Below are 22,729 nucleotides of genomic sequence, written 5' to 3' on the forward strand. Positions count from 1 at the left end.
CAGTGGTTGCAGGAGGGTGTCCTGATCGGTCGTCACTAACCGGTCCTGGACGCCCTTTTGCTTTGGCCTAGGCGGCGGGATAGGCGTTCCGAAGCGCGGCCGGTACGCCCTCGCCCAGCACGATGCGCGTCGCCGCGCCCGGGAGGGTGGGCAACTCGGCCCAGTGGGTGACGGATTCATCGCCGCCGGGGCCGTAGGGCAGGCGCACGATTCCGTCGGAATCGACAAAGCAGTCGTGGTGCTCGGTGCCGTCCTTGCCCCAGTGCAGGGCGGTGAAGTGCATCGGCAGGACCAGCCAGAACTCGTCACCCGATGCCGAGCCGGGCTCGGCCGGATACCGGCCGGTGACCGCCGCCGCCACGGGCGCGCCGCTGTGAGGCAGTCGCTCCCGTGCGTCCACCCAGGTCACCACAGTGCTCAGATCGGTCATGCCCACCCTCACTCGGTCAATTCGGCGCCGCTGCTGCGCCGCTGAGGCTACCCCTCCCGAGGGGTCAATGCCGGAACACGGGAAGGACGAGTCGCGAGGGCCGGGCCGCGTCATGGTGCACGGTTCGGCGGGCGACGGAGGTGGCCGGCATCCGGTCCCAGCGGGGGAAGCAGCTGGAGGTGATCTGGAGACGGATGCGGTGTCCGGGCAGGAAGACGTGCGCCGTGGACCACAGGTCGATCGAGAGGTCGGCGTCCGGTCGTGTCTGATGATCCCTCAGGATGCCGTCGTTGATGTTCCGTGACGTGCCGTCAGCTTCCACGTCACAGAGCCTGGCCACCCAGTCCGTCGACGGTGACGAAGAGTCGGTGACCAGGCGGACGCTGACCCGGCCGACGACCTCCAGCGGAGCCTCCAGGGGTTCGCTGGTGTAGACGAGTACGTCGTCGCGCTTCTCGATCTGCCGCTGGTCCACGGGACCGGCGGGGAATCCCGGTGCCATGAGGACGGCGCCTCCGCAGGTGGGGACGGGATCGGTCGGGTCGTGTTGCCAACTGTCCGATGAGGCGTGCGAGCCCGGCGGGTCGGGCGAGAGGCGTCCACCGGCGTTCAGGTACCAGGGGGTGTCGACGGACTCCGGGGGCCAGGACCGCAGCCGGCGCCACTGGTTGACACCCATGACGAAGAGCAGCACGGACGATGGCTCGGGCACGGCCTGTTGCTGCTTGAACTGGCGGTCGAACCAGTCCAGTTCTCGTTCCAGCAGCGACCCGCCGCCGTCGATGCCGACGGCGTCGGCGGTCGGGCCGAAGTCGGTGTCACCGATGCGGCCGGTCTGGTTGTCATGCGACCAGGGCCCGACGATCAGAGCAGCCTCGGCGCCGGCCCGGCGTGCACTGACGTAGTTGTCGAGACTGCCCTGCAGGAAGCAGTCGAACCAGCCAGCGACGGTCAGCGTGGGGACCCCATGAGCTGGGGAACCGATCGTGTCCCTGAGCGGTGCAGCCGGAACCGGCAGGCCGAGTCGGCGCATCGTCGCGGACGCCGGCGCGGGCAGCTCCCAGTAGGTGTGGGTGGCCAGTCGGTCCAACGCCCGGTCGAGGAAAGCGAGTTGTTGCTGCAGCTCCTCAGGGTCGTCGGCGTGGCGGCGTTGGAGCACATCGGTGCCCACGGTCAGGGTCCAGTGGGTCACCAGCCCGAGTTCGACCGCGCCGCCCCGGGCGAGCAGCCCGTCCTGCGGGTCCGACCAGGTCAGTTCGGGTGCGGCGGCGTGGAGTTGGGGTGGCCGCGCCGCAATGGCCGCCCACTGGGTGTGGCCGAGGTAGCTGGGTCCGTACATGCCGACCCGTCCGTCGGCCCCGGGCAGCCGGGCTGCCCAAGCGATGGAGTCGTACCCGTCCGCGCTCTCGTGCGCCAGTGGTCGCCAGTCCCCTTCCGAGCGGAACCGCCCGCGGCAGTCCTGGACGACCACCAGGTAACCGCGGCGGGCGGCGGCGAACGGGTCCAGGCGAGCGAGCACGCCGGGGTCCTGCTTGCCGTAAGGGGTGCGCACCAGCAGGACCGGCCACGGTCCGCCGCCGGTGGGACGGTAGGCGTCGGCACGCAGGACGGTGCCGTCGCGCATCGTGGCTTCGAGGTCGGTCCGGAGCTCGGTCCGGATGTCGGTGTCCCAATGCGGATGATGCACGGCGGCGCCCTCCTGGTGTCGGTCGGTCAGCGGTGCGGGGTCAGCCGATGGTCAGGTCGTCGACGTAGCCGCGGTAGCCTCCGGTCGAGTTGGGGTTGTCGTAACCGACCAGGATCCGGCTGATCTGCTTGTTGGCGTTGTTGGTGCCGAGGTTGACGGTGACGTGGTTCCAGGCGTCGAGGGTCAGCTTGCCGCACTGCTGGGCGGGGTGGATGCTCCTGCCGTTCTGGTCCACGGCGCCGGAGTCCCTGAGCGTGCTGCCGTCGCTGAAGACCAGGTCGACGGCGGTGCAGGAGCTGTTGCTCGACCCTGCGGCCAGCCAGCTGCTGGTGGCGCTGGACTGGGGATAGATCCAGTAGCTCAGGGTCTTGCCGCTGCCGATCGCCAGCGGGCTCGCGCTGAGGTCGTAGAGCTCCATGTAGGCGTGCACGGCGCTGCCGCCCTGCCCGGATCCGGAGTACATCAGCGCCCCGCTGCCCGTGTGCGCGGTCTCGCCGGTGCGCACGGACGACTCCGGGCCGGTCAGGCCGCAGCACAGGCCGGTCACCGATGCGACGCCGCCGCCGCTGGTGTCCACGGTGTCGGCCAGCGGTGCCGGGTCGGTGGACTCGAAGCCGGAGCTGAAGCTGCTGCTGGTGGTGCCGGTGCCGGTCTGCAGGGGTTGTGCCAGTTCGCTCTGGACGGTCGCCAGCGGGGTTCCGGCCGGGGCGAGGTAGAGGGTGTCGCCTGCGGCGGTGGTCAGGGTGATCTTCGAGCCGGAGACGGTGCCGGTGTCGGTGCCGTTGCGGTACACCTCGACGCTGCCGGGCCAGGGGTTGGTGAAGGTGAAGGAGCCGCCGCTCTGGCTGACCACCCGCGCGTACTGGACGCTGTTGCCGTACAGGCTGCTGGAGACCAGGAAGTTGCCGTAGGCCAGCAGGTCGCCGAACTTGGCGTTGGTGTTGGCCGGCCAGTCCGGGAAGAACTTGACGTCGTTCTGGAAGGACTGCAGCAGCATCTCGTCCAGGCCCGAGGTGGTGACGTTGATGTTCTCGACGCCGCCGCCGTTGTGGTGGACGGCCATGTTGGGATAGCTCTCGGTGGTGGCCTCGTCGTGCAGGTTGGTCAGGATGGTGCTCGGGTTGTAGCCGACGCGGGCGGCCGCGGCGTAGAAGGTGGCCGGCGCGTTGCCGCCGTGCCAGGCGTTGGTGAGCGCGCCGATGGTGTTCTTCGCGGTGGCCAGCAGTGTCGAGGCGCTGTCCAGGCCGACCAGGCCGCCGGGGTAGATGGCCTGGGAGTCGATGTCGTTGCCGTCGTTGTAGAAGTCGCTGCCGACTTCGGTCTCGCGCAGGATGGTCTGGCCGTTGAGCGTCATGGTCGGCAGGGCGCTGAGGTGCGAGACGATGTTCTGCCAGGTCGCACGGGTGGTGGTGTCCTGGTTGAGCGCGGTGCTCATGTCGATCAGGCCCTGGAACAGCAGGTGGACCAGGCCAAGCGAGAGGCCGGCGTTGGTCTGCGGGTAGCTCTGGTCCTCGTGCGGGGCGTCGTTGCTGATGACGTAGCGGTTGTTGGCGGAGTCCCAGGTCAGGTAGGACTGCCAGAACAGGCCCACCTGCTTGAGCCAGGCGTAGACCTTGGTGGCGTAGGCGGTGTCGCCGGTGTACTCGAAGCGCATCACCATGTCGCTGGCCAGGTTGGCCGCGTTGGACTTCTGGTTGTGCAGGGCGGTGTCGGCGCTGGTGCCCTGCGGGGACAGCCCGACCGGGTACAGCACGCCGGTGTAGCCGTTGGCGGTGGCCAGGGCCTGGCCCGCCGACTGCCAGTCGAGCACCGGCTGGTCGTAGGCGTCCATCTGGGCGATGTGGTTGGTGGACAGGGCCGCGTAGAACGGGGCCTCGTAGTTGTAGTTGGTGTGGTAGTCGCCGTTCCAGTTCATCGCCCCGGTGATCCAGTTGCCCCACAGGCCGGGGGCCGACTTGCCGGAGCGCGAGATGCAGCCGAGCAGGTAGAGCGAGCCGTACCAGCTCTTCTCCACGGCCTTGTCGGGTATCTCCACGAACGACTGCGACCAGTAGTTCTGCCACCAGGCGCGGTGGGAGGTGTTGTGGTTGCCGACGTCGGTCTGGGTGAGGTTCTGCACCAGGGCGTCGGCGCCGGACTGCCAGGAGGAGCTGTCGACGCTGGAGACGATCCCGGTGACCAGGGTGGCGGTGCCGCCGGGCGGCAGGGTCATGCTGAGGGTGTTGCCGGAGACCGACTGGGTCTGGCCGATGATCCGCGCCGCCATCCTGGCCCTGGGGTCGCTGCCGGTCCCGGTGTCGGCGGCGACGTCCGCGTCCAGGTCGTTGCCGGTGGTGCTGACCGTGGGGGTGCCGCCCGAGCCGTTCTGCAGGGTGACGCCGATGCTCTGCGCGCTGCCGCCGGTGAGCTTGAACGAGGTGACGGCCAGGCCCGAGTTCGCGTCCACCCAGCTGGCGGTGGTCAGCGTCTGGCTGCCCAGCGTGTAGCTGCCGTCGACCTCGCCGTGGGCGATGTCCTGGACCACGTGGTACGAGGAGCCGCTGAGTCCGGCGGCCTTGACCACGATCCGGCCCAGCGGCTTGATCGCATGGCTGGAGGAGGAGAAGAAGTCGTTCTTGCCCACGTACATGGTCTGGTTCGCGATCGACCCGCCCACCGCGACGCCGATGTCGCCGTTGCCCAGCAGCGGGGCGTCGACGGTCTCGCCGCCGGTCAGCTGGGTGGGCGGGCTGGTCCACACCCCGGTGTACTGCTGCGCGATCCGCCAGGCCTGGTTGGCGGTGACCGGGTCGGCCTGGGCGGGACGGGCCAGGGTGGTGGTGACCATGGCGCCGGCGAGCCCCATGACCACGGCGACGCTCACGGCCTTTCTGGGGTGCAGGCGCAATGTCCCGAGACGTGCCTCGATCTTCATCGGTCGGACCTCTCATCCAGCGGGATCGGGTGGGGAGATGGAAGTCGTTTCTGAGCGCGCCGAACCCGCGCCGGGCGCAGTTGCGCCCGGTCGGTGGGGTTGCGGGTTCAGGGCGGGCGGTAGGTCGGCGCGCGAGCCGGGATCCAGCCGGTCGCAGGGGCAGGATCGACCGCGCCGGCTTCGGTGAAATAACGTTATCGCGAAAGAGTGCTGGCGCCCCGGGGCGGTGTCAAGGGTTCTGACACCGCGCCACGGTCACGGCCCGTGCCCCACCCGACTGCCGCCCAAGCGCCGCCCGGTCTCAGACCGGGATCTCCCCGGAGCCGCGGACCGTCAGCGTCAGCGGGACCACGACGGCCTGGACCGGGCGGCCCGGGTCCGCCATCCGGGCCAGCAGCAGCTCAACCGCGGTCCGGCCGATCTTCGCGGTCTGCTGGGCGACCACGGTCAGCGCCGGCTGCAGCAGGTCGGCGTGCGGGACCTCGTCGAAGCCGACGATGGCCAGCCGCGAGGCCGCCTTGGGGCCCAGCACCCGCAGCACCGTGAGCGTGGTGTCCATGCTGCCGGTGACCAGCGCGGTGGCCGGCTCGGGCCCGTACAGCGCGGTGTCCAGGGCCGCGGCGACCCGCTCGGGGGTGATCTCCCCGGGGTGGACCAGTCCGTCCAGCGACTGCCCGTGCGCCCCCAGCGCGGCGCGGAACGCGGCGGCGCGCTCGCGGCCCGAGTAGACCTGCTCGCGGTCCCCCACATAGGCGATGCGCCGGTGTCCGTACCTGGTCAGATGGTGGAAGGCGGTGCCGATGCCCGAGGCGTTGTCGGACATCACGCAGTCCACCGAGATGCCGCTCATCGGCCGGTCCATGGCCACCACCGGCATGCCGGCGTCCAGCTCCGGCTGCAGGTAGCCGTGGTTCTCGCCGAACGGCTCGACGATGATGCCGTCCAGGCGCTGGCGGCACATCGACACCAGGATCTCCCGCTCCCTGGCCTCCTCGAAGTCGGTGGAGGCCGCGAACAGGGTCAGCCCCGACTCGCGGGCGGTCTGCTCGATGGCCGCCAGCTCCGGGTTGACCTCGGCGATGCGCCGGACCGCGGCCCCTATCGTGCCGGTGATCCCGGTGCGCAGCTGGCGGGCCCGCTCGTCCGGCCGGTAGTTCAGTGCCGTGATCGCGGCCTGGACCTTGGCGGCGTACTCGGGGCCCACCGTGGGGTCGTCGTTGACCACACGCGAGACGGTGCGCAGCGCCACCCCGGCCTCCCTGGCCACATCGACCATGGTCGGCCGCTTGGGGCGTCCCCCGGTGCCGTTGCCATCCCGTGCTCCGCTCATCCAGTCACTCCTCGTTGTCACTGCGCACCGTTATCAGATCGACTCTTGACACATTCCCGCAATGCGCGCGTACCCTCGCGATAACGTTATCTCGCAGGGTGCCCCGGCGTCGATCTCCACCCACCGATCCGCCCCAACCACCCCACGGGTCACATATACACGGGTCACACCATCCCCCAGGAGACTTCCATGCGGCACAAGATTCTCACTGCGGCCTGTCTGGCCGCAGGGCTCGCGCTGGTGACCGGATGTTCCGCAGCCACCCCGGCCGGCGGAGCGAAGGGCGGCTCCTCCCTGACCTATCTGACCTTCGAGACCCCCAGTCTGACGGCGTCGTTCTGGGACAGCTCCATCGCCAACGCCGAGAAGAAGGTCCCGGGGCTGACGGTGAAGAAGCTGGTGGCGCCCAGCACCGACCGTGACGCCTACGCCAAGCAGCTGCAGGCCTCCGGCCAGTTCCCGGACCTGCTGCAGTCGATCACGCCGTCGACCTTCGCCACCGCCGGGCTGCTCAAGCCCTACGACCAGAGCTGGGTCGACGCGAACTTCCTGCTGCCGCTGGGCAACGCCTACAAGGGCAAGGTCTACATCCCGCCGACCAACTCCCAGATCATCCCCGAGGTGTTCTACAACAAGAAGCTGTTCGCCAAGGCCGGCTTGACCGCCGCGCCCAAGACCTGGGCGGAGTTCATGGCCGACTGCGCCAAGCTCAAGGCCGCCGGGGTCACCCCGATCGAACTCGGCGGCGGCGACCCCTTCTCCGCGTCGATGCCGCTGGTGGGCATCCTGTCCGCGGACATCCTCGGCAAGGACCCCAACTGGCTGCAGGAGCGCTACGCCGGCAAGGTCCACTTCACCGACGCCAACGTGGAGACGGCCGTCGCCAAGTACCGCACGATGGTCAAGAACGGCTACTTCGAGACCGGCGCGCTGGGGGTCAAGTACGCCGACTCCATCACCAACTTCACTGCCGGCAAGACCGCGATGTACATGATGGGCAGCTGGTTCCTCGGCTCGGTGCCCAAGGCGAACGCCGCCGACTTCGGCGCCTTCCTCACCCCCACCGCCGACGGCTCGCTGGTGGTGCCCTTCGCGGTCGGCGGCTCCATGGCCATCAGCGCCAAGACCGCGGACCCGGCCAAGGCCACCGCCTTCGCCCAGGCCTGGTCGCTGGACCCGAACAACTACAAGACCCTGATCGAGGGCGACGGCGCCTTCCCGATGCTCAAGGGCAAGACGCTGGCCGACTACAACGTCAACGTCACCCAGGTCTTCAAGGACTCCTACTCCTACGTCACCAGCCAGAACACCAAGGTCTCGGCCCTGGGCTGGGCGACCAACGACGACTCCATGCCCTCGGGCCTGAACGACGCCTTCTACGCCGCCAGCCAGGCCCTGTTCACCTCCGACGACGTCCACGGCCAGATGGCCAAGCTGGACGCCGCCTGGGACTCGGCGACCAAGTAGCCACCGCTCCGGCGCCGGGCCCACCACCCCCGGCGCCGGCCGCACCGCCACCCACCTCCTCCAAGGGAACACGCCATTGACCACCCGAGTCCGGCCGCGTCGCGGCGACCCAGCCCTCGGCGCCATCGCCGTGCTGGCGATGGGACTGTACGCCCTGTTCATCCTCGTCCCCGTGGTCATGAGCGCCTGGAAGAGCCTGACCAATGAGAACCCGCTCCAGGACCACGCCCGGTTCATCGGTGCCGCCAACTACACCGAGATGCTCCACGACAGCGCCCTGGCCGCGAGCCTGACCTTCACCCTGGTCCTGGCCGCCGTGGTCACCCTGGCCGCCAACGCCCTGGGCATCGCGTTCGCGATGCTGCTGAACCGGACCTCGCTGAGCTTCCGGATGATGCGCACCCTGGCCTTCCTGCCGCAGGTGCTGTCGGGCGTGATCGTCGGCTTCGTCTGGCGCTACGTCCTGGCCCAGGACGGCGTCCTGAACAACATCCTGGGCTCGCTGGGGATCATCAGCCACCCGGTCACCTGGCTCGGCAGCCCGCACCTGGCCATGTTCTCCATCGCCCTGGTCGCCACCTGGGTGCTCACCGGCTTCACCACCGTCGTGCACCTGGCCGCGCTGCAGTCCATCCCGGTCGAGCTGTACCAGGCCGCCATGGTGGACGGGGCCGGCCGCTGGCAGCGGTTCCGGGCGATCACCTTCCCCATGGTGGCCCCGGGCACCACCATCAGCGTCACCATCTCGCTGATCACGATGCTCAAGCTCTACGACATCATCGCGGTGCTCACCTCGGGCGGACCGGCCGACTCGACCCAGTCCACCGCCCTCTACATCATCAAGCTCGCCTTCACCGACGACCGGTTCGGCTACGCCTCCGCGGTGGCCATGCTGCTGCTGGCCGTCTCCGCGGTCATCTCGCTGATCGTGACCGGCCTGCTCCGCCGCCGGGAGGTGGACCTGTGATCGCATCGACCTCGCAGCGACCGACGACCACCGGACGGGCCGCCAAACCCCCGGCGCCCGCACCGCGCACCAGGCGTCGGGTCTGGACCTCCAGGAGCTACCTGGTCGCGGCCGGGCTGCTGACCCTGGCGTTCGTCAGCCCGATCTACCTCACCATCGTCAACGCCTTCAAGACGCAGGACCAGATCGTCAAGAACCCGGCCGCGCCGCCCGCGCCGCCGACCCTGCACAACCTCACCGACGCCCTGTCGCGCCCGGACCGGATCATCCAGATCGGCCTGACCAACTCGGCCGTCACCGTCATCGCCTCGGTGCTGCTGATCATCCCGCTCGGCGCCGCCTTCAGCTTCTGGCTCAGCCGCCGCCCGGCCCGCTTCCGCCGGATCGTCCTGGCCTGCTTCTCGGCCGGCCTGATGATCCCGCCGGCGGTACTGCTGCTGCCCACCATCCGGATCCTGACGCTGCTCCACCTGGACCACACCTATCCGGGGCTGATCCTGGCCAACGTCGGCGGCGGCTACCTGTCCTTCGCGGTCTTCGTCTACTCCGGCTTCCTGCGCTCCATCCCCGCCGAGATCGTCGAGGCCGCCACCGTGGACGGGGCCGGGACGCTGCGGATCTGGTGGACCATCATCATGCCGCTGCTGCGGCCGGCCACCGCGACCGTCACCATCTTCCTGTCGCTGTGGATCTGGAACGACTTCATGAACCCGCAGTTCATCCTCGGCCCGCTGCACGGGCAGACCATCACCACCGGCCTGTACCTCTCGGTGGGCCAGTACTCCACCAACTACGCCCAGCTGTTCGGCGTGATGTTCCTGGCCGCGGTGATCCCGGTCGCCGGATACCTGGCCCTGCAGAAGCAGTTCATCGCCGGCCTGACCTCGGGAGCCACCAAGTGACCCGCACCACCTTCGGCGTCCCCGACCTGGACGACGTCGCCGGCCACTGGGTGGACGCGGACGAGATCGCCCATCTGCCCTCGCTGCGCAACCAGTTGGGGCAGAGCCACGTCAACTCCGACCTGGCGTCCACCTCCTGGCTGGTCGCTCCCCCGTTCACCCTCGGCTACCACACCGGCGAACTGCGGGTCGACGGCCGCACCCCGGCCGCCCAGCGCTTCCGCTGGAAGCCCTGGGGCGTGCTGCGCGAACACCGCGGCGACGGGCTGCTGATACGCACCGACACCCGGATGGCCCTCTCCCGCGACCTGCTGCTGTGGCAGATCTCGGTCACCAACGAGGGCGACCGGGCCAGGACCGTCGAACTGTCCCAGGACCTGTACGCGATGGTCGCGCACACCGAGACCGGCTACGGCTGGCTCTACGACGTGCCCTGGAACCACGGCAACCACCACGACTTCATGGCCCTGGAGCGGATCCGCGCCACCACCGGCGGCCGCGCCCCGTCCTACCTGCTCTCGCCGGCACCGCGGCTGCTGCGGCTGGGCAGGCCGCGCGTCCCCGGCATCCAGCGCGACGAGGACACCGGCCCGATGCTGCTGGACGACGCGCTGCCCTCGCACTTCAGCCCCGACAAGGAACCCGAACCCAGAACCGGCGTGGCCGCAACGGTGCGCTCGCTCCAGGTCAGCTCCGGCGACGGCGGCCCCGGCCCGGTCCTGGACGTCGACGGGCCGGTCACGCTCACCCCCGACGACGAGGCGGCCTTCGACGCCTTCGTGCTCACCCCCGGCACGGCCGTCAGTTTCGACCTGCGCCTGGACGCCGCCGGGCAGTCCGGCACCGTGCTGACCCACGGCAACCACCCCGACTCGCTGCAGATCGGCGTCGAGGACGGCCGGCTGTGGCTCGGCATCACCGGGGAGCGCGAGTACGGCACCGAGGCCCTGCCCGACGGGACCTGGAACCGCGTCAGCGCCAATGTCGAGGCCGACCACGCGGTACTCACCGTCGACGGGAAGGAGGTCGCCCGGACCCGGCACTGGACCGAATCGCACCGCTGGACCTCCCGGACCACCGAGGACCCCGACCCCCAACTCACCGTCGAGGACACCCGCTCGGCGGCGCGGGCCGGCTACGCCTTCTCCGGGCCCTCCCCCGCCCTCAGCTCCCTCGGCGCCGGCGGCCGCGCGACCTGGACCCTCGACGTCGAACCCGGCCAGACCCTGACCCTCGGCATCGCCTGCGCCTACGGCACCGACACCGACCAGGTACTCGCCCAGGCCCGGGCTGCCGCACAGGACTTCGAGGCCACGCTGCGCGCCGGGGAGGACGGCTGGCACCGGCACTGGACCCAGATGTTCACCCCCGGCAACCCCGACTTCTCCGGGCACCTGCCGACCCTGGACACCCAGGACGCCGGCCTGGCCAAGACCTACTACATGGGCGCCCTGCAACTGCTCTACATGCGCAACACCCGGATCCGGCCCGGCGAGCCGGTGTTCCTCACCGGCGGACCGCGCCTGGGCCCGACCACCACCTACTTCTGGGACCACAGCGAGTGGAGCCGGATGTACGCGCTACTGGAACCGGCCGGGCTGCGGTCCTGGCTGCTGCGCGTCCTGGCCGGCCCCTACCGGGAGTCCTTCGGCATCGACGCCCGCAGCGGCGGCCCCCTGGGCAACGCCTACAGCGCCAACGACCACGCCCTGTTCCGCCTGATCGAGCACTATGTGTGCATCACCGGCGACACCGGCTTCCTGGACACACCCGCCGGCGCGGCGACCGTCCTGGAACACCTGGAGCGCCTCGGCTTCGGCTGGCGCGACCGGCGCCGCCCCGCCACCGGCGGAGTGCTCGCCGACTTCGGCGACGACCCCTGGCAGCTGCTGGAGTGCGTACCCAGCTACACCGGTGTGGTCGCCTCCTTCAACGGCGCCTACGTCGGCACCACCCGCTCCCTGGCCGGCCTGTACCGGCGGCGAGGCCGCCACCAGGACGCCGACCGGGCCGAGGCCGAGGCCCGGCAGCTCGCCGACGCGGTCCTGGACCTCTACGCCGGGGACGGCCGCTGGCACATACGCCGACCGGACGCGACCGACACCATCGGCCACTGCCTGGACTTCGGTCTGGTCGCCGCCTCCCTGCACGAGGACCTGGACCCCCGGGTGCGGCGCGAGATGGCCGACTTCGTCGAGAGCGACCTGCTGGTCGCCGGCTGGATGCGGGCACTGAGCCCGAACGACCCGATCGCCGCCACCTCCGACCGCCCCGACCACGGCGCCGGCGGCGCCTTCTGCGCCTGGCCCGGCGTCACCGCCCACGGCCTGGCCCGGCTCGGCTTCCGCGACCGGGCGCTCGCGCTGCTGCGCGACCTCTCCTCGGCCGCCTCCGGCGGCCTGTGGGGGCAGGCCATGGAGATCGTCACCGGCCCGGACGGACGACCGCGGGCCCGGGTCGCCGAACGGGGTGTCTCCAATCGGGAGACAATCGCCGGAGCCGCCGGGGCGGAGGCGGTGATGTCCGCGCTCTTCGACCTCAACCCGTCCTTCGCCGACGGCGGGGACCCGGAATCCCTCCCCGACTCGATCACCGTGGACGGCATCGGCACGCTCAGCGGCATCCGCCGTCGCCCGCACAGCGCCTGACCCTGCGTCAACACGCCCGCACACCCACGCAACCCCCGTTTCGAAAGGCCCGGCACATCGCGATGTCGCCTGTACACAGCTACGAAGCCGAACCCTGTCACGCAGTCACCGCAGCGGTCGGATCCGGATACCGGCAGGCCGTGGCCCGGCTGACCCCGGGTCAGGTCCTCGCCGTCGACGGGCCGGTCGCCGTCGACTGGGAGGCCCTGGCCACCGGGATCCGCGACGCCCTCGCCGAGCGCGGACTGGACGTGCACCAGGTCGACATGCGCGAGCACTTCGCCGCCTGGGAGGACATCCTCGCGCTCACCGCCTCCGCCGAGCTGGCCGACGACCCCGACTTCGCGCCGCTGTCGCAGGCCGGGATGGCGGACTTCTTCCGGGCGGTACCGCAGCCGGCGGCATCCGCCGACGCCGTCACCGTGGTCCTCGGCCCCGGCGCCTCGCTGCCGGCCCACGACCTCCTCTGGTACGCCGACCTGCCCAAACGCTACGCCGAGGCGCAGATCACAGCGGGCACCGGCGACAACCTGGGGCAACCGGCCGGCACCGGGGCCGGGACCACGCGCCGCCTGTTCTACATCGACTGGCCGGTGCTCGACCGTCACCGCGACTCGCTCGCCGACCGGATCGACCTGTGGCTGGACACCCAACACCAGCACGGTCCGACCTGGCTGGAGGGGCCGGTGCTGCGCCAGGCCCTGACCGACCTCGCCGGGCAGCCGTTCCGGACCCGCCCCACCTTCAACACCACCTCCTGGGGCGGGCACTGGGCTCAGCAGGAGCTGGGCATGAACCCCAAGGCCCCCAACACCGCGCTCGGTTACGAACTCATCGCCCCGGAGAGCGGGATCCTGGTCGGAGGCCCGGACGGCCCGCGCGTCGAGGTGCCGCTGCAACTCCTGGTGGCCGTCCACCCCGAGCAGGTCCTGGGCGAACCGGTGCACGCGGCCTTCGGCACGTCCTTCCCCATCCGCTTCGACTACCTCGACACGGTCGGCGGCGGCAACCTCTCCGTGCACTGCCACCCGCAGTCCGACTACATGCAGCGGGTGTTCGGCTGGCCCTACACCCAGCACGAGACCTACTACATGATGGTCGGAGGCCCCGACCGCAAGGTGTTCCTGGGCCTGCAGCAGGACGCCGACCTGGACGCCTTCCGGAACGAGGCCGACCGGGCGGTTCACGACGGCGTGGCCTTCGACATCGAACGCTACGTGCAGACCTTCCCCGCCGAACAGCACCAGCTGTTCCTGATCCCCGGCGGCACCCCGCACGGCAGCGGCGAGGGCAACGTCGTCCTGGAGATCAGCGCCACGCCCTACCTCTACAGCCTGCGCTTCTACGACTGGCTGCGAAAGGACCGCGAGGGCAGGCAGCGCCCGGTCCACGTCGGCCACGCCTTCCGGAACCTGGACCCGGCCCGATCGGGCGACGCGGTCTCCCGCGACCTGGTGCAGCACCCGGCGACGCTGCGCTCCGGCGACGGCTGGAACGAGGACGTCATCGGCCGGCTGCCGGAGATGTTCTTCGAGGTGCGGCGGTTCGAACTGGCCGCGGACAGCGCCGCGGACGACACCACGGACGGACGGTTCCACATCCTCAACGTCGTCGAGGGCGACGGCCTGCTGCTCGAGACGCACGGCGGACACCGCTACGAACTGGCCTACGCCGAGACGCTGACCGTGCCCGCCTCGGTGGGCGACTACCGGGTCCGGGCCCTCGGCGCCGACCCGGTGCGCTACGTCAAGGCGTTCGTCCGGTGACCTCCGACGCAGCGACCACGGTGTCGGTGATGGACGTCGGCGGCACCCATGTGACGGCTGCTCAGGTGGAGGTCGCCGCGGGCGGCCTGCACCTGGGCCCCTCCTTCCGCGAGCCGCTGGACAGCGCGGCCGGCACGGACGAGTTCGTGGCCGCGCTGGTCCGCTGCGCGGGACGGCTGCCCGGGCCGGCCGCGCGGCACTGGACCATCGCGCTGCCCGGTCCGTTCGACTACGAGCGCGGCATCGGACGCTACCAGGACGTCGGCAAGTTCGACGCGCTGCGCGGCTTCGACCTGCGCGCCGCCCTCACCGACCACCTGCCCGGCCGCCCCACCCTGGGCTTCTGCAACGACGCGGACGCCTTCGCCTACGGCGAGTGGCAGGCCGGCGCCGCGCGGGGACACCGCACGGTCGCCGGGCTCACCCTGGGCACCGGTGTCGGCTCCTGCTTCCTGCGCGAGGGCGGCATCGTGCGGCAGGGCCCCGGAATCCCGCCCGGCGGCCGGATCGACCTGATGGAGTATCAGGGTCGGCCCCTGGAGGAGACGGTGTCCCGCCGCGCGCTGCGGCGTGCCTACGCCCAAGGCACTGGCGCCCGGCAGGAGGCGGACCCGCCCGGGGAGCCCGACGTCCGCGAGATAGCCGAACGGGCCCGGGCCGGTGACGACGTCGCAGCCCGGGTCCTCACCAACGCCTTCCACGCGCTGGGGCAGGCGCTCGGTCCGATGCTCGCCGCATTCGCCCCGGACGTCCTGGTGATCGGCGGATCCATCGCCACCTCGTGGGACCTGGTCGCCCCACCCCTGCGCGAGGGCATCGCCGACGCCGAGCACGGGGATGGCGGGACCGTCGTCGCCGCCGCACAACTCGACTGGCGGGCACCGCTGTTGGGTGCGGCCTATCTCGCGGCGACCCCGGTCCTGGCAGAGGCTGCCAGCCGCACCTGACGGCGCCTCACCACACAGCGAGAATCACAGTCTCACTTATGCCTAGCAGGGTTCTCAGTCCTGTGCTTTGCTGTGCTCGCCCGGCGAGAGACGGTGCGAGGCGGAGTACGGAGGCAGTGGTGGCGACCTATGTACTGGTGCACGGTGGCGGGCACGGCGGCTGGTGCTGGCAGCGGCTGACGCCCCTGCTCCGAGCGGCGGGGCACGAGGTGTACACGCCCACGCTGACCGGCCTGGGCGAACGTGCGCACCTGCTGAGCCCGGACATCGACCTGGACACCCATATCGCGGACGTCGTGGGCGTGTTGACGTACGAGGGCCTCACCGAGGTGGTCCTGGTGGGGCACAGCTACGGCGGAATGGTCATCACCGGGGTCGCTGACCGGGCGGCCGACCGGGTCGGCCGCCTGGTCTACCTGGACGCCGCGATCCCCGAGGACGGACAGTCCCTGGTCGCCGTGGCCGGCATGCTGATGGCCGCGGCCCGGGCCGGATCCCGGGTGGTGGACGGCGTCGAACTGGTGCTGTGGCCGGACTCCGACGCCGTCCGGTACTACGGGGTGACCGACCCTGACGATGTGTCATGGATGTGGGACAAGCTCACACCGCATCCGTGGAAGTGCTTCGAGCAGCCGCTGCGGCTCAACGACCCGGCCGCGCTCACGCGGATCCCGCGCGCCGAGATCCACACCACGTCGTCCCTGGCGATGTCGCCCCCGGGCACGGCCGAGGCCCTGGCCGGGAAGGAACAGACCTGGGTGGTCGACGCCGGCCACGACCTGATGGTGACCGCACCCAAGGCGGTCGCCGAGATCCTGTTGGGTCTGGTCTAAGCGATGGGGAAGTCGAAGTACGTGTCCGGGTGGGCCTCGTCCTTCAGCGTGTAGTGCCACCACTCGCAGGCGTACGAGCTGAACCCGCTGGTTTCCATGACGGCGCGCAGGCACTGCCGGTTCCTCACCTCCACCGGCGCGATCCCCTGGGCGCCATGATGGGAGATCGAATCCATCAGGTCGTGGTCCCCGCCCATCGCGGCGAGTTCACCGGTGGCCAGGTGAAAGAGCGTCAGGTCGACGGTGCTGCCCCGGCTGTGGCCCGACCTCGCTGCGACGTAGCCGCGCTCGAACATCTCGGCCCTGGCGATGTTCGGGTAGTACCGGGGCTTGGTCCGGCCGTCCTCCGGCTGTTCCGACCAGCGCAGGAAGCAGTCCACGGCGCGTTGCGGGCGGTAGCCGTCCCAGAGCAGCAGGCCGAAACCCTGTGCTTCGGCCTCCTCCCGCGCCCTGTCCAGGGCCGCGCACAGCGTCCTGGTCCCGACGATCCGATTGGCCAGGTATCCGTCCACCGGTTTGCCGGTGAAGTTGTCCCAGGTGGCGTACTTGGCGTCCCAGCGTATGCCGGGCACCAGCTCGTCCACGAAGACGAAGTCGTCGTTCATCGGCTCTTCCCGCTCAGGGCCAGCGACACCATCCGGTCGATCACCTCGGTCAGCGGCAGGCCTGCGGCCGCCATCATCCTGGGGTAACGGCTGTAGGAGGTCAGCCCGGGCAGGGTGTTGACCTCGTTGAGGACCACGGTTCCGTCGTCCTTGAGGAAGAGGTCCACCCGCGACAGCCCCCTGCACCCCAGGGCGCGGTACACGGCCTTGGCCGTCTCCTGCACCAGCGACCGCAACTGCGCCGGGATGTCGGCGGGAACGATGGGCGTCGAGTTGTCGGAGCCGCTCTCGGGCTCGTTCTCCTGGTGGATCCGGAAGAAGCCGTGCGAGAGGGAGATGTGGTCCACCTCGCCCGCGACCAGGTCCGCCTCGTTCCCCAGGATGGCGCAGCCGACCTCGCTGCCGACGACGGCCGCCTCGATCAGCACCTTCGAGTCGTACTTCCTCGCGGCCTCCACCGCGCTCAGCAGTTCCTCCCTCCCGGACACCTTGCTGACGCCGAAGGAGGACCCGGAACGGGCCGGCTTGACGAAGACGGGATAGCTGAGCCGGTCCGGGTCGATGTCCTGGTCCGCCGTGACGGTCCAGAAGTCCGGTGTGGCGATTCCGGCGCTGCGGGCGACGACATAGGCGAGGGACTTGTCCATGCACAGGGCGGAGCTCTGGATGTCACAGCCGACGTAGGGGATTCCGGAGAGTTCCAGCAGTCCCTGCATCGCGCCGTCCTCGCCGAGCCTGCCGTGCAGAACCGGCAGCACCACGTCCAGAGCGATCGTCTCGTACCGTCCCTGCTCCAGGACGAGCAGTCCGGGGGCGCTGCTGTCCGGCGACAGCACGGCTGGGCGGCAGTCGCCGTCCTCCCAGTCCGGGGTGGGCCCCTCGCAGAGCCGCCAGGCGCCGGACCTGGTGATGCCGACGTAGAACGGCTGGTACTTCCGGGTGTCGAGGTTTCGGGCGACCTCCTGCGCGGACTTGACGGAGACGGGGTGCTCCTCGGAGCAGCCTCCGAAGATGATTCCGACTTTCAGCCTAGCCATGCTGGTTCCTGCTTTCGAATGTCAGGCAGTTGGTGATGGAGTTCTCGATGGTGTCGCTCAGTGCGTGGTCGGTGTAGTAAGCGGTGTGCGGGCTGATGAGCACATTCGGCAGTTCCTGGAGTCGCAGCAGCGGCTTGCTCTCGATGGGTGTGCTGCTGCGGTCGGCGTAGAAGACTCCTTCCTCGCCCTCGACCACGTCCAGGGCCGCACCGCCGAGCCGGCCGCTCTCCAGTGCGGCGACAAGGGCTTCGGTGTCGATCAGCGGGCCGCGTCCGGTATTGACGACGAATGCGCCGGGTTTCATCCGCTCGATACGTTCGTGATCGAGGAGGTGGTGCGTGTCCGCGTTCAGCGGCGCATGGAGCGTCACCAGGTCGCTCAGCCGCAGCAGTTCGTCGAGCGGAACGTAGTCGGCAGCGATCTTGGGGCGGTTGTCGTACGCCAGTACCCGGCAGCCGAAGCCGCGCAGCCGGTCCACGACCGCCGTGCCGATGCGTCCGGTTCCGACCACGCCGACGGTCAGGTCGCGCAGTTCCTTCCCGCGGACCTCGTTCAACCGGTAGTCGTGCAGGTCGGTGCGGCGGACCGTGGACTTCGCGTTCCGTACCGCCATCAGCATCAGCATCAACGTGTAGTCGGCCACGCTGTCGGGCGAGTAGGCGACGTTCTCGACGGTGATGCCGAGGCCCTCCGCGTACTCCACGTCGATGTGGTTGCAGCCGACGCTTCGGGTGGAGACGTACGCCACGCCGATCCGGGCGAGTGCCCGAAGGGTGGGACGGGTGATCCGGGTCTTGTGGCCCACGCTGATGCACCGGTTCCCGAGCGCGAGTTCGCTGGTGGCCTCGGACACCGGCGCCGACGTGACGGTCGGTTCGACGCCGAAGCGCGGTGCCATCTCCCGGAACAGCGCGGCCTCGTCCGGCCCGCATCCGTACATGGTGATCCTCACCGCCCGCGCCCCTTCATGTAGAGGTCGAAGGCCCGGTAGACCATCGGACGCAGCGGCAGGTCCCACTCGCCGACGTAGCGCACCGCCCGGCCGCCGGTGCCGACCTTGAACTGGATCAGCCCGACGTGCGGGTCGTCGGCGTCCAGGGTGGGGGTGATGCCGCGCAGGTCGTAGACGTCGCAGCCGCCCGCGAGCGAGTCGCGGATCATCGCCCACTGGCAGGCGTTGGAGCCGCGTACCTCGCGCTTCTCGGTGGAGGAGGCGCCGTAGGAGTACCACGCGCGGCCGCCGACCCGGATCAGGACGGCGGCGGCGACCAGATCGCCCTGGTGCCGGGCCAGGTAGAGCCTGATCCGCTCGGGGTCCTCGGCGCTCAGCGCCGCGAACATGGTCTCGAAGTAGTGCAGCGGCCGCGGGGTGAAGCGGTCGCGTTCGGCAGTGTGGACGTAGAGCTCGTGGAACGCCTTAAGGTCCGCGCCGACGGTGACCTCGACTCCCCCGTTCGCCCTGGTCGCCTTCCTGATGTTGCGGCGCCAGAGCTGGTTCATGCCCCGCAGCAGGTCGTCCTCGGTCCGGCCGGCCAGTGGGAGCTCGTACTTGAACTGCGGATGCCCGACCCCGAAGCCGTGCTCCGGACTCTGCGGCAGCCAGCCGGCGGCGCGGAGCCGGTCGGCCACCCGGGCGCCGACCGGGTCGGTCCGATCGGCGGGCATGTCGGTGAGCCGGCTGGTGCCCGGGGCGGCGATGCCCTCCTTGACCTGGGCGGCGCTCCAGGCGTCGGTGGGCAGCGGCGGGCCGAGCCGGATCGCGAAGGCGCCGTGTGCCCTGAGGTGGGCCGCCAGCGGGTCCAGCCACGGGGCGAGCTCACCGGTCCAGTCGATGACCGGCCCCTCGGGCAGGTAGGCCAGGGTGAAGCGTCGGAGCCGCGGTACCGGTCGGTGCAGGACGAGCCCTGCACCGACCAGTCGCCGGCCGTCGTACCAGCCGAGGGACTCGCTGCGCCACTCGGTCTTGACCCGGCCCCAGGCCGGGGTCTGCAGGAAGCTGACCGACCGCTGGGTGCGGACGAACGCCAGGTGTTCGGTGGCGCTGATCGACCTGACGGTCAGTCTGCTGTCCGCAGTCGGTGCTGGTTCGCTGAAGTGCATGCCCTCAGTCAAGGCGGCGCGGTGTTGCCGGTCCGTATGCGGTTTTCGATACGCCGGCGATACGTCCGATACGTCCGGCAGGTCACCAGCTGATGCCGGCCGCCACCGGCAGGTGGTCGCTGCCGGTGGCCGGGAGCACCCACGAGCGGTCCGGCTGCACGCCGCGGACCAGGATCTGGTCGGTCCGCACCATCGGGAACCGGGCCGGCCAGGTGAAGCCGAAGCCGGCCCCGGCCGCGGTCTGGGTCGAGCGCAGCTGGGAGGTGAGGCCGGAGAGCGCCCGGTCGTCCGTGCTGCCGTTGAGGTCGCCGAGTACCACCACCGCCTTGCTGGGAGCGGCGGCGACGGCCCGGCCGAGGGCCTGCACGCCGATGTCCCGCGAGGCCGTCCAGAAACCGGCCCGGGGGTTCACCCGTACGGACCCCAGGTGGGCCACGTACACCGTCAGCGGTCCGTGGTCGGTGGCCACGGTGGTGCGCAGCGCCCGGTTCGCGGGCAGTTCCTGGGCGGCGGTCTTGGTGGCCGCCAGCGGTCCGAAGTCCATGACGTCGATCGGCCGGGTGTCCGACAGCGGCAGCTTGCTCCACAGCCCGACCGTGCCCTGCACGGTGCGGTACGGGTACGTCTTCGCCAGCTCCCTCTCGTAGACGCCGGTGGCCTGCGGGGTCAGCTCCACCAGGGCCAGCAGGTCGGCGCCGGAGGCGGCCAGGTCGCGGGCGGTGCCGGCCGGGTCGCGGTTGCCGGCGTCGACGTTCTGCTCGGCCACGGTGAGCTGGCTGCCTGGCTGCGACTTGTCGCCGAGCAGTCCGCCGAAGAGGTTCAGCCACACCACCACCGGAAGCAGCAGCGCGACCACCGCGGCGGCCGAGCGGCGCCACAGCGCCCCGGCCAGCAGCACCGGGACGAACAGTCCGAACCACGGCAGAAAGGTCTCCACCAGGCTGCCGAGGTTCCCGGTCCACCCGTTGGGGATCTCCGCGTGCAGCAGCATCAGCAGTCCGAGCAGCAGCGCCAGCGCCGCGAGCACCGGGCCGCGACGCCAGGGCCCGGGGCGCAGCACGCCGCGCAGAGCCGACCGGATGCGCGCACCCCGCGGCCCGGCGGGGCCCTCGGGAGGGACAGGGGTCTGCGGTGCGGATTGCGGTTCGGTCTGTGCTGCCGGCGGGGTGTGGTGCATGCCGCCAGTCAACGCGGCGCGATGTTGCCGGCGCGTATGGGTTTTCCGATACGCCGACGATACATACCGGCTCGTAGCATCGGGTGCATGCGTGTGCTGATCGTCGAGGACGAACTCTTTCTGGCCGAAGCCGTCCGTGACGGCCTGCGCCTGGAGGCGATCGCCGCCGACATCGCCGGTGACGGCGACACCGCCCTGGAACTACTGAGCGTCAATGTCTACGACATCGCCGTCCTGGACCGCGACATCCCCGGACCCTCCGGTGACGAGATCGCCAAGAGCATCGTCGCCTCCGGCAGCAACATGCCGATCCTGATGCTCACCGCGGCCGACCGGCTGGACGACAAGGCCTCCGGCTTCGAACTGGGCGCCGACGACTACCTCACCAAGCCCTTCGAACTCCAGGAGCTCGTGCTCAGGCTCAGGGCGCTGGACCGCAGGCGCGGCCACAGCAGGCCGCCCGTGCGCGAGATCGCCGGACTGCGCCTGGACCCGTTCCGCCGCGAGGTCTACCGGGACGACCGCTACGTCGCGCTGACCCGCAAACAGTTCGCGGTGCTCGAGGTCCTGGTCGCCGCCGAGGGCGGTGTGGTCAGCGCCGAGGAGCTGCTGGAGCGGGCCTGGGACGAGAACGCCGACCCCTTCACCAACGCCGTGCGCATCACCGTCTCGGCACTGCGCAAGCGCCTGGGCGAGCCCTGGATCATCACCACCGTCCCGGGCGTCGGCTACCGCATCGACCGGCAGCCGTCGGCCGGAGCCGAGGGAGGACAGCATGGATGAGGACACCATGGAGCGAGCGCCCGGGTTGAGCGTCCGCCTCAAGCTCACCCTCAGCTACGCCGGATTCCTCATGGTCGCCGGCGTCCTGCTGCTCGCGGCGGTGTGGCTGTTCCTGCTGCGCTACGTCCCCGACCGGGCGACACTCATCGTCCCCAGCGGCTCCAGCCTCACCAGCGGTGTCTTCCCGGTCCGTTCCAGGCTGCTTCAGGTCTTCGCCCCCAGGGCGGCCGAGGTGCTGGCCATCCTGCTGGTGTTCGGCCTGGTGGGCGGGTGGATCCTGGCCGGCCGGATGCTCGCCCCGCTGACCCGCATCGCCGAGGCCACCCGGCTGGCCACCACCCGGTCGCTGTCCCACCGGATCCGGCTGCCGGGCCGCAACGACGAGTTCCGCGAACTCGCCGACGCCTTCGACGCCATGCTGGCCCGGCTCGAAGCACATGTCGCCGGCCAGCAGCGGTTCGCCGCCAACGCCTCGCACGAACTGCGCACCCCGCTGGCGATCTCGCAGGCACTGCTGGACCTGGCCCGCACCGATCCGACCCACGACACCGGCGAGATCTTCCACCGCCTGCGCGCCGTCAACACCCGGGCGATCGACCTCACCGAGGCGCTGCTGCTGCTCAGCCGCGCCGACCAGACCTCGTTCACCCCGGAACCCGTCGACCTGTCGCTGCTGGCCGAGGAGGCCACCGAGACGCTGCTGCCGCTCGCGGAGAAGCGTGGCGTCACCATCGAGACCTCCGCCGACCCCACCCCCACGACGGGGTCCCAGTCGCTGCTGCTGCAGCTGACCACCAACCTGGTGCACAACGCGATCGTCCACAACCTGCCCGACCGGGGCACCGTGTGGGTGAGCACCGGCGTGCGCCCCGGCAGAGCGGTGCTCACCGTCGAGAACACCGGTGAGCGGCTCACCCCGCAGCTGGTCTCGACGCTCACCGAACCCTTCAGCCGCGGCACCGAACGGGTCCGCACCGACCATGCCGGCGTCGGCCTGGGCCTGGCGATCGTCAAGACCATCACCCTGGCCCACGACGGAACCCTCACCCTCACCCCACGCCCCGCCGGCGGCCTCCGCATCACGGTGGAACTGCCCGCGCCGGACCCGCGGAACGACGGCTGAAGCTTCAGGGCGT

The 22,729-nt window shown here is 70.5% G+C and carries 18 protein-coding genes; 9 read left to right on the forward strand and 9 right to left on the reverse strand.

Going from position 1 to position 22,729, the window contains the following annotated elements; translation table 11 throughout:
• Positions 1 to 67 precede the first annotated feature (67 nt).
• The 4 genes from IF29_RS0123990 to IF29_RS0124005 all read right to left on the reverse strand — a co-directional run bounded on the left by IF29_RS0123990 (position 68) and on the right by IF29_RS0124005 (position 6,361).
• Positions 68 to 430: an AQJ64_40280 family protein gene (locus IF29_RS0123990; RefSeq protein WP_030258579.1), complete on the reverse strand. Its 363-nt coding sequence runs from the start codon at positions 428 to 430 to the stop codon at positions 68 to 70.
• Between the two features lie 64 nt (positions 431 to 494).
• On the reverse strand, positions 495 to 2,117 hold the full coding sequence (locus tag IF29_RS0123995) for a CocE/NonD family hydrolase (protein WP_232242415.1): 1,623 nt from the start codon (positions 2,115 to 2,117) through the stop codon (positions 495 to 497).
• Positions 2,118 to 2,157: 40 nt separating this feature from the next.
• Entirely contained in the window at positions 2,158 to 5,031 is a 2,874-nt protein-coding gene (locus IF29_RS0124000) for a glycosyl hydrolase family 95 catalytic domain-containing protein (RefSeq protein WP_030258584.1), read from the reverse strand.
• Positions 5,032 to 5,332: 301 nt separating this feature from the next.
• Positions 5,333 to 6,361: a LacI family DNA-binding transcriptional regulator gene (locus tag IF29_RS0124005; protein ID WP_030258586.1), complete on the reverse strand. Its 1,029-nt coding sequence runs from the start codon at positions 6,359 to 6,361 to the stop codon at positions 5,333 to 5,335.
• A 189-nt stretch (positions 6,362 to 6,550) separates the two neighbouring features.
• Here IF29_RS0124005 and IF29_RS0124010 point away from each other — a divergent pair, with 189 nt between their 5' ends.
• From IF29_RS0124010 to IF29_RS0124040, 7 genes are all read left to right on the forward strand, one after another.
• Positions 6,551 to 7,828 (forward strand): ABC transporter substrate-binding protein, encoded by a 1,278-nt coding sequence (locus IF29_RS0124010; protein WP_030258589.1) that lies wholly within the window; start codon positions 6,551 to 6,553, stop codon positions 7,826 to 7,828.
• 76 nt (positions 7,829 to 7,904) lie between these two features.
• Complete coding sequence (locus IF29_RS0124015) at positions 7,905 to 8,795, forward strand: carbohydrate ABC transporter permease (RefSeq protein ID WP_030258592.1); 891 nt, start codon at positions 7,905 to 7,907, stop codon at positions 8,793 to 8,795.
• A complete protein-coding gene (locus IF29_RS0124020; RefSeq protein ID WP_232242416.1) occupies positions 8,792 to 9,697 on the forward strand; it encodes a carbohydrate ABC transporter permease in 906 nt (301 codons plus the stop codon). The genes IF29_RS0124015 and IF29_RS0124020 overlap by 4 nt, the downstream gene beginning before the upstream one ends.
• A complete protein-coding gene (locus IF29_RS0124025) occupies positions 9,694 to 12,345 on the forward strand; it encodes a hypothetical protein (RefSeq protein ID WP_030258602.1) in 2,652 nt (883 codons plus the stop codon). Before IF29_RS0124020 ends, IF29_RS0124025 begins: the two co-directional genes overlap by 4 nt.
• A 62-nt stretch (positions 12,346 to 12,407) precedes the next feature.
• A complete protein-coding gene (locus tag IF29_RS0124030) occupies positions 12,408 to 14,111 on the forward strand; it encodes a class I mannose-6-phosphate isomerase (protein ID WP_030258604.1) in 1,704 nt (567 codons plus the stop codon).
• Positions 14,108 to 15,058, forward strand: coding sequence for an ROK family protein (locus IF29_RS0124035; RefSeq protein ID WP_030258606.1), 951 nt, complete (start codon positions 14,108 to 14,110; stop codon positions 15,056 to 15,058). Before IF29_RS0124030 ends, IF29_RS0124035 begins: the two co-directional genes overlap by 4 nt.
• Before the next feature lie 119 nt (positions 15,059 to 15,177).
• Positions 15,178 to 15,891 carry an alpha/beta fold hydrolase gene (locus IF29_RS0124040; RefSeq protein WP_030258608.1) on the forward strand — a complete coding sequence of 238 codons (714 nt, stop codon included), beginning with the start codon at positions 15,178 to 15,180 and terminating at the stop codon, positions 15,889 to 15,891.
• Here IF29_RS0124040 and vanX read toward each other — a convergent pair.
• The 5 genes from vanX to IF29_RS0124065 all read right to left on the reverse strand — a co-directional run bounded on the left by vanX (position 15,888) and on the right by IF29_RS0124065 (position 20,810).
• On the reverse strand, positions 15,888 to 16,496 hold the full coding sequence (vanX, locus tag IF29_RS0124045; RefSeq protein WP_030258611.1) for a D-Ala-D-Ala dipeptidase VanX: 609 nt from the start codon (positions 16,494 to 16,496) through the stop codon (positions 15,888 to 15,890). The two genes, IF29_RS0124040 and vanX, sit on opposite strands and share 4 nt — an antisense overlap.
• Complete coding sequence (vanA-Sc, locus tag IF29_RS0124050) at positions 16,493 to 17,533, reverse strand: D-alanine--(R)-lactate ligase VanA-Sc (RefSeq protein ID WP_030258614.1); 1,041 nt, start codon at positions 17,531 to 17,533, stop codon at positions 16,493 to 16,495. Before vanA-Sc ends, vanX begins: the two co-directional genes overlap by 4 nt.
• The gene (locus IF29_RS0124055; RefSeq protein ID WP_063757587.1) at positions 17,526 to 18,473 is read right to left on the reverse strand and encodes a D-isomer specific 2-hydroxyacid dehydrogenase family protein; all 948 of its coding nucleotides are present in this window, start codon (positions 18,471 to 18,473) and stop codon (positions 17,526 to 17,528) included. Before IF29_RS0124055 ends, vanA-Sc begins: the two co-directional genes overlap by 8 nt.
• An 8-nt stretch (positions 18,474 to 18,481) precedes the next feature.
• Positions 18,482 to 19,633: a lipid II:glycine glycyltransferase FemX gene (locus IF29_RS0124060; RefSeq protein ID WP_030258618.1), complete on the reverse strand. Its 1,152-nt coding sequence runs from the start codon at positions 19,631 to 19,633 to the stop codon at positions 18,482 to 18,484.
• Between the two features lie 82 nt (positions 19,634 to 19,715).
• Positions 19,716 to 20,810, reverse strand: a complete 1,095-nt coding sequence (locus IF29_RS0124065; RefSeq protein WP_157623905.1) for an endonuclease/exonuclease/phosphatase family protein — start codon at positions 20,808 to 20,810, stop codon at positions 19,716 to 19,718.
• Between the two features lie 87 nt (positions 20,811 to 20,897).
• Here IF29_RS0124065 and IF29_RS0124070 point away from each other — a divergent pair, with 87 nt between their 5' ends.
• Together IF29_RS0124070 and IF29_RS0124075 are read left to right on the forward strand one after the other, a co-directional pair.
• Positions 20,898 to 21,593, forward strand: a complete 696-nt coding sequence (locus tag IF29_RS0124070; protein ID WP_030258622.1) for a response regulator transcription factor — start codon at positions 20,898 to 20,900, stop codon at positions 21,591 to 21,593.
• A gap of 7 nt (positions 21,594 to 21,600) precedes the next feature.
• A complete protein-coding gene (locus IF29_RS0124075; RefSeq protein WP_037596410.1) occupies positions 21,601 to 22,716 on the forward strand; it encodes a sensor histidine kinase in 1,116 nt (371 codons plus the stop codon).
• The last annotated feature ends 13 nt before the right edge of the window (positions 22,717 to 22,729 follow it).

The organism is Streptacidiphilus jeojiense (assembly GCF_000719095.1).
GTDB classification, from domain to species: domain Bacteria; phylum Actinomycetota; class Actinomycetes; order Streptomycetales; family Streptomycetaceae; genus Streptacidiphilus; species Streptacidiphilus jeojiensis.

What these genes read in the sequence shown, in the direction of transcription:
- IF29_RS0124065 (WP_157623905.1), bottom strand. Translation starts at nt 20,810, where the DNA reads ATGCACCACACCCCGCCGGCAGCACAGACCGAACCGCAATCCGCACCG.
- IF29_RS0123990 (WP_030258579.1), bottom strand. Translation starts at nt 430, where the DNA reads ATGACCGATCTGAGCACTGTGGTGACCTGGGTGGACGCACGGGAGCGA.
- vanA-Sc (WP_030258614.1), bottom strand. Translation starts at nt 17,533, where the DNA reads ATGGCTAGGCTGAAAGTCGGAATCATCTTCGGAGGCTGCTCCGAGGAG.
- IF29_RS0124055 (WP_063757587.1), bottom strand. Translation starts at nt 18,473, where the DNA reads ATGTACGGATGCGGGCCGGACGAGGCCGCGCTGTTCCGGGAGATGGCA.
- IF29_RS0124075 (WP_037596410.1), top strand. Translation starts at nt 21,601, where the DNA reads ATGGAGCGAGCGCCCGGGTTGAGCGTCCGCCTCAAGCTCACCCTCAGC.
- IF29_RS0124070 (WP_030258622.1), top strand. Translation starts at nt 20,898, where the DNA reads ATGCGTGTGCTGATCGTCGAGGACGAACTCTTTCTGGCCGAAGCCGTC.
- vanX (WP_030258611.1), bottom strand. Translation starts at nt 16,496, where the DNA reads ATGAACGACGACTTCGTCTTCGTGGACGAGCTGGTGCCCGGCATACGC.
- IF29_RS0124030 (WP_030258604.1), top strand. Translation starts at nt 12,408, where the DNA reads ATGTCGCCTGTACACAGCTACGAAGCCGAACCCTGTCACGCAGTCACC.
- IF29_RS0124000 (WP_030258584.1), bottom strand. Translation starts at nt 5,031, where the DNA reads ATGAAGATCGAGGCACGTCTCGGGACATTGCGCCTGCACCCCAGAAAG.
- IF29_RS0124010 (WP_030258589.1), top strand. Translation starts at nt 6,551, where the DNA reads ATGCGGCACAAGATTCTCACTGCGGCCTGTCTGGCCGCAGGGCTCGCG.
- IF29_RS0124060 (WP_030258618.1), bottom strand. Translation starts at nt 19,633, where the DNA reads ATGCACTTCAGCGAACCAGCACCGACTGCGGACAGCAGACTGACCGTC.
- IF29_RS0124005 (WP_030258586.1), bottom strand. Translation starts at nt 6,361, where the DNA reads ATGAGCGGAGCACGGGATGGCAACGGCACCGGGGGACGCCCCAAGCGG.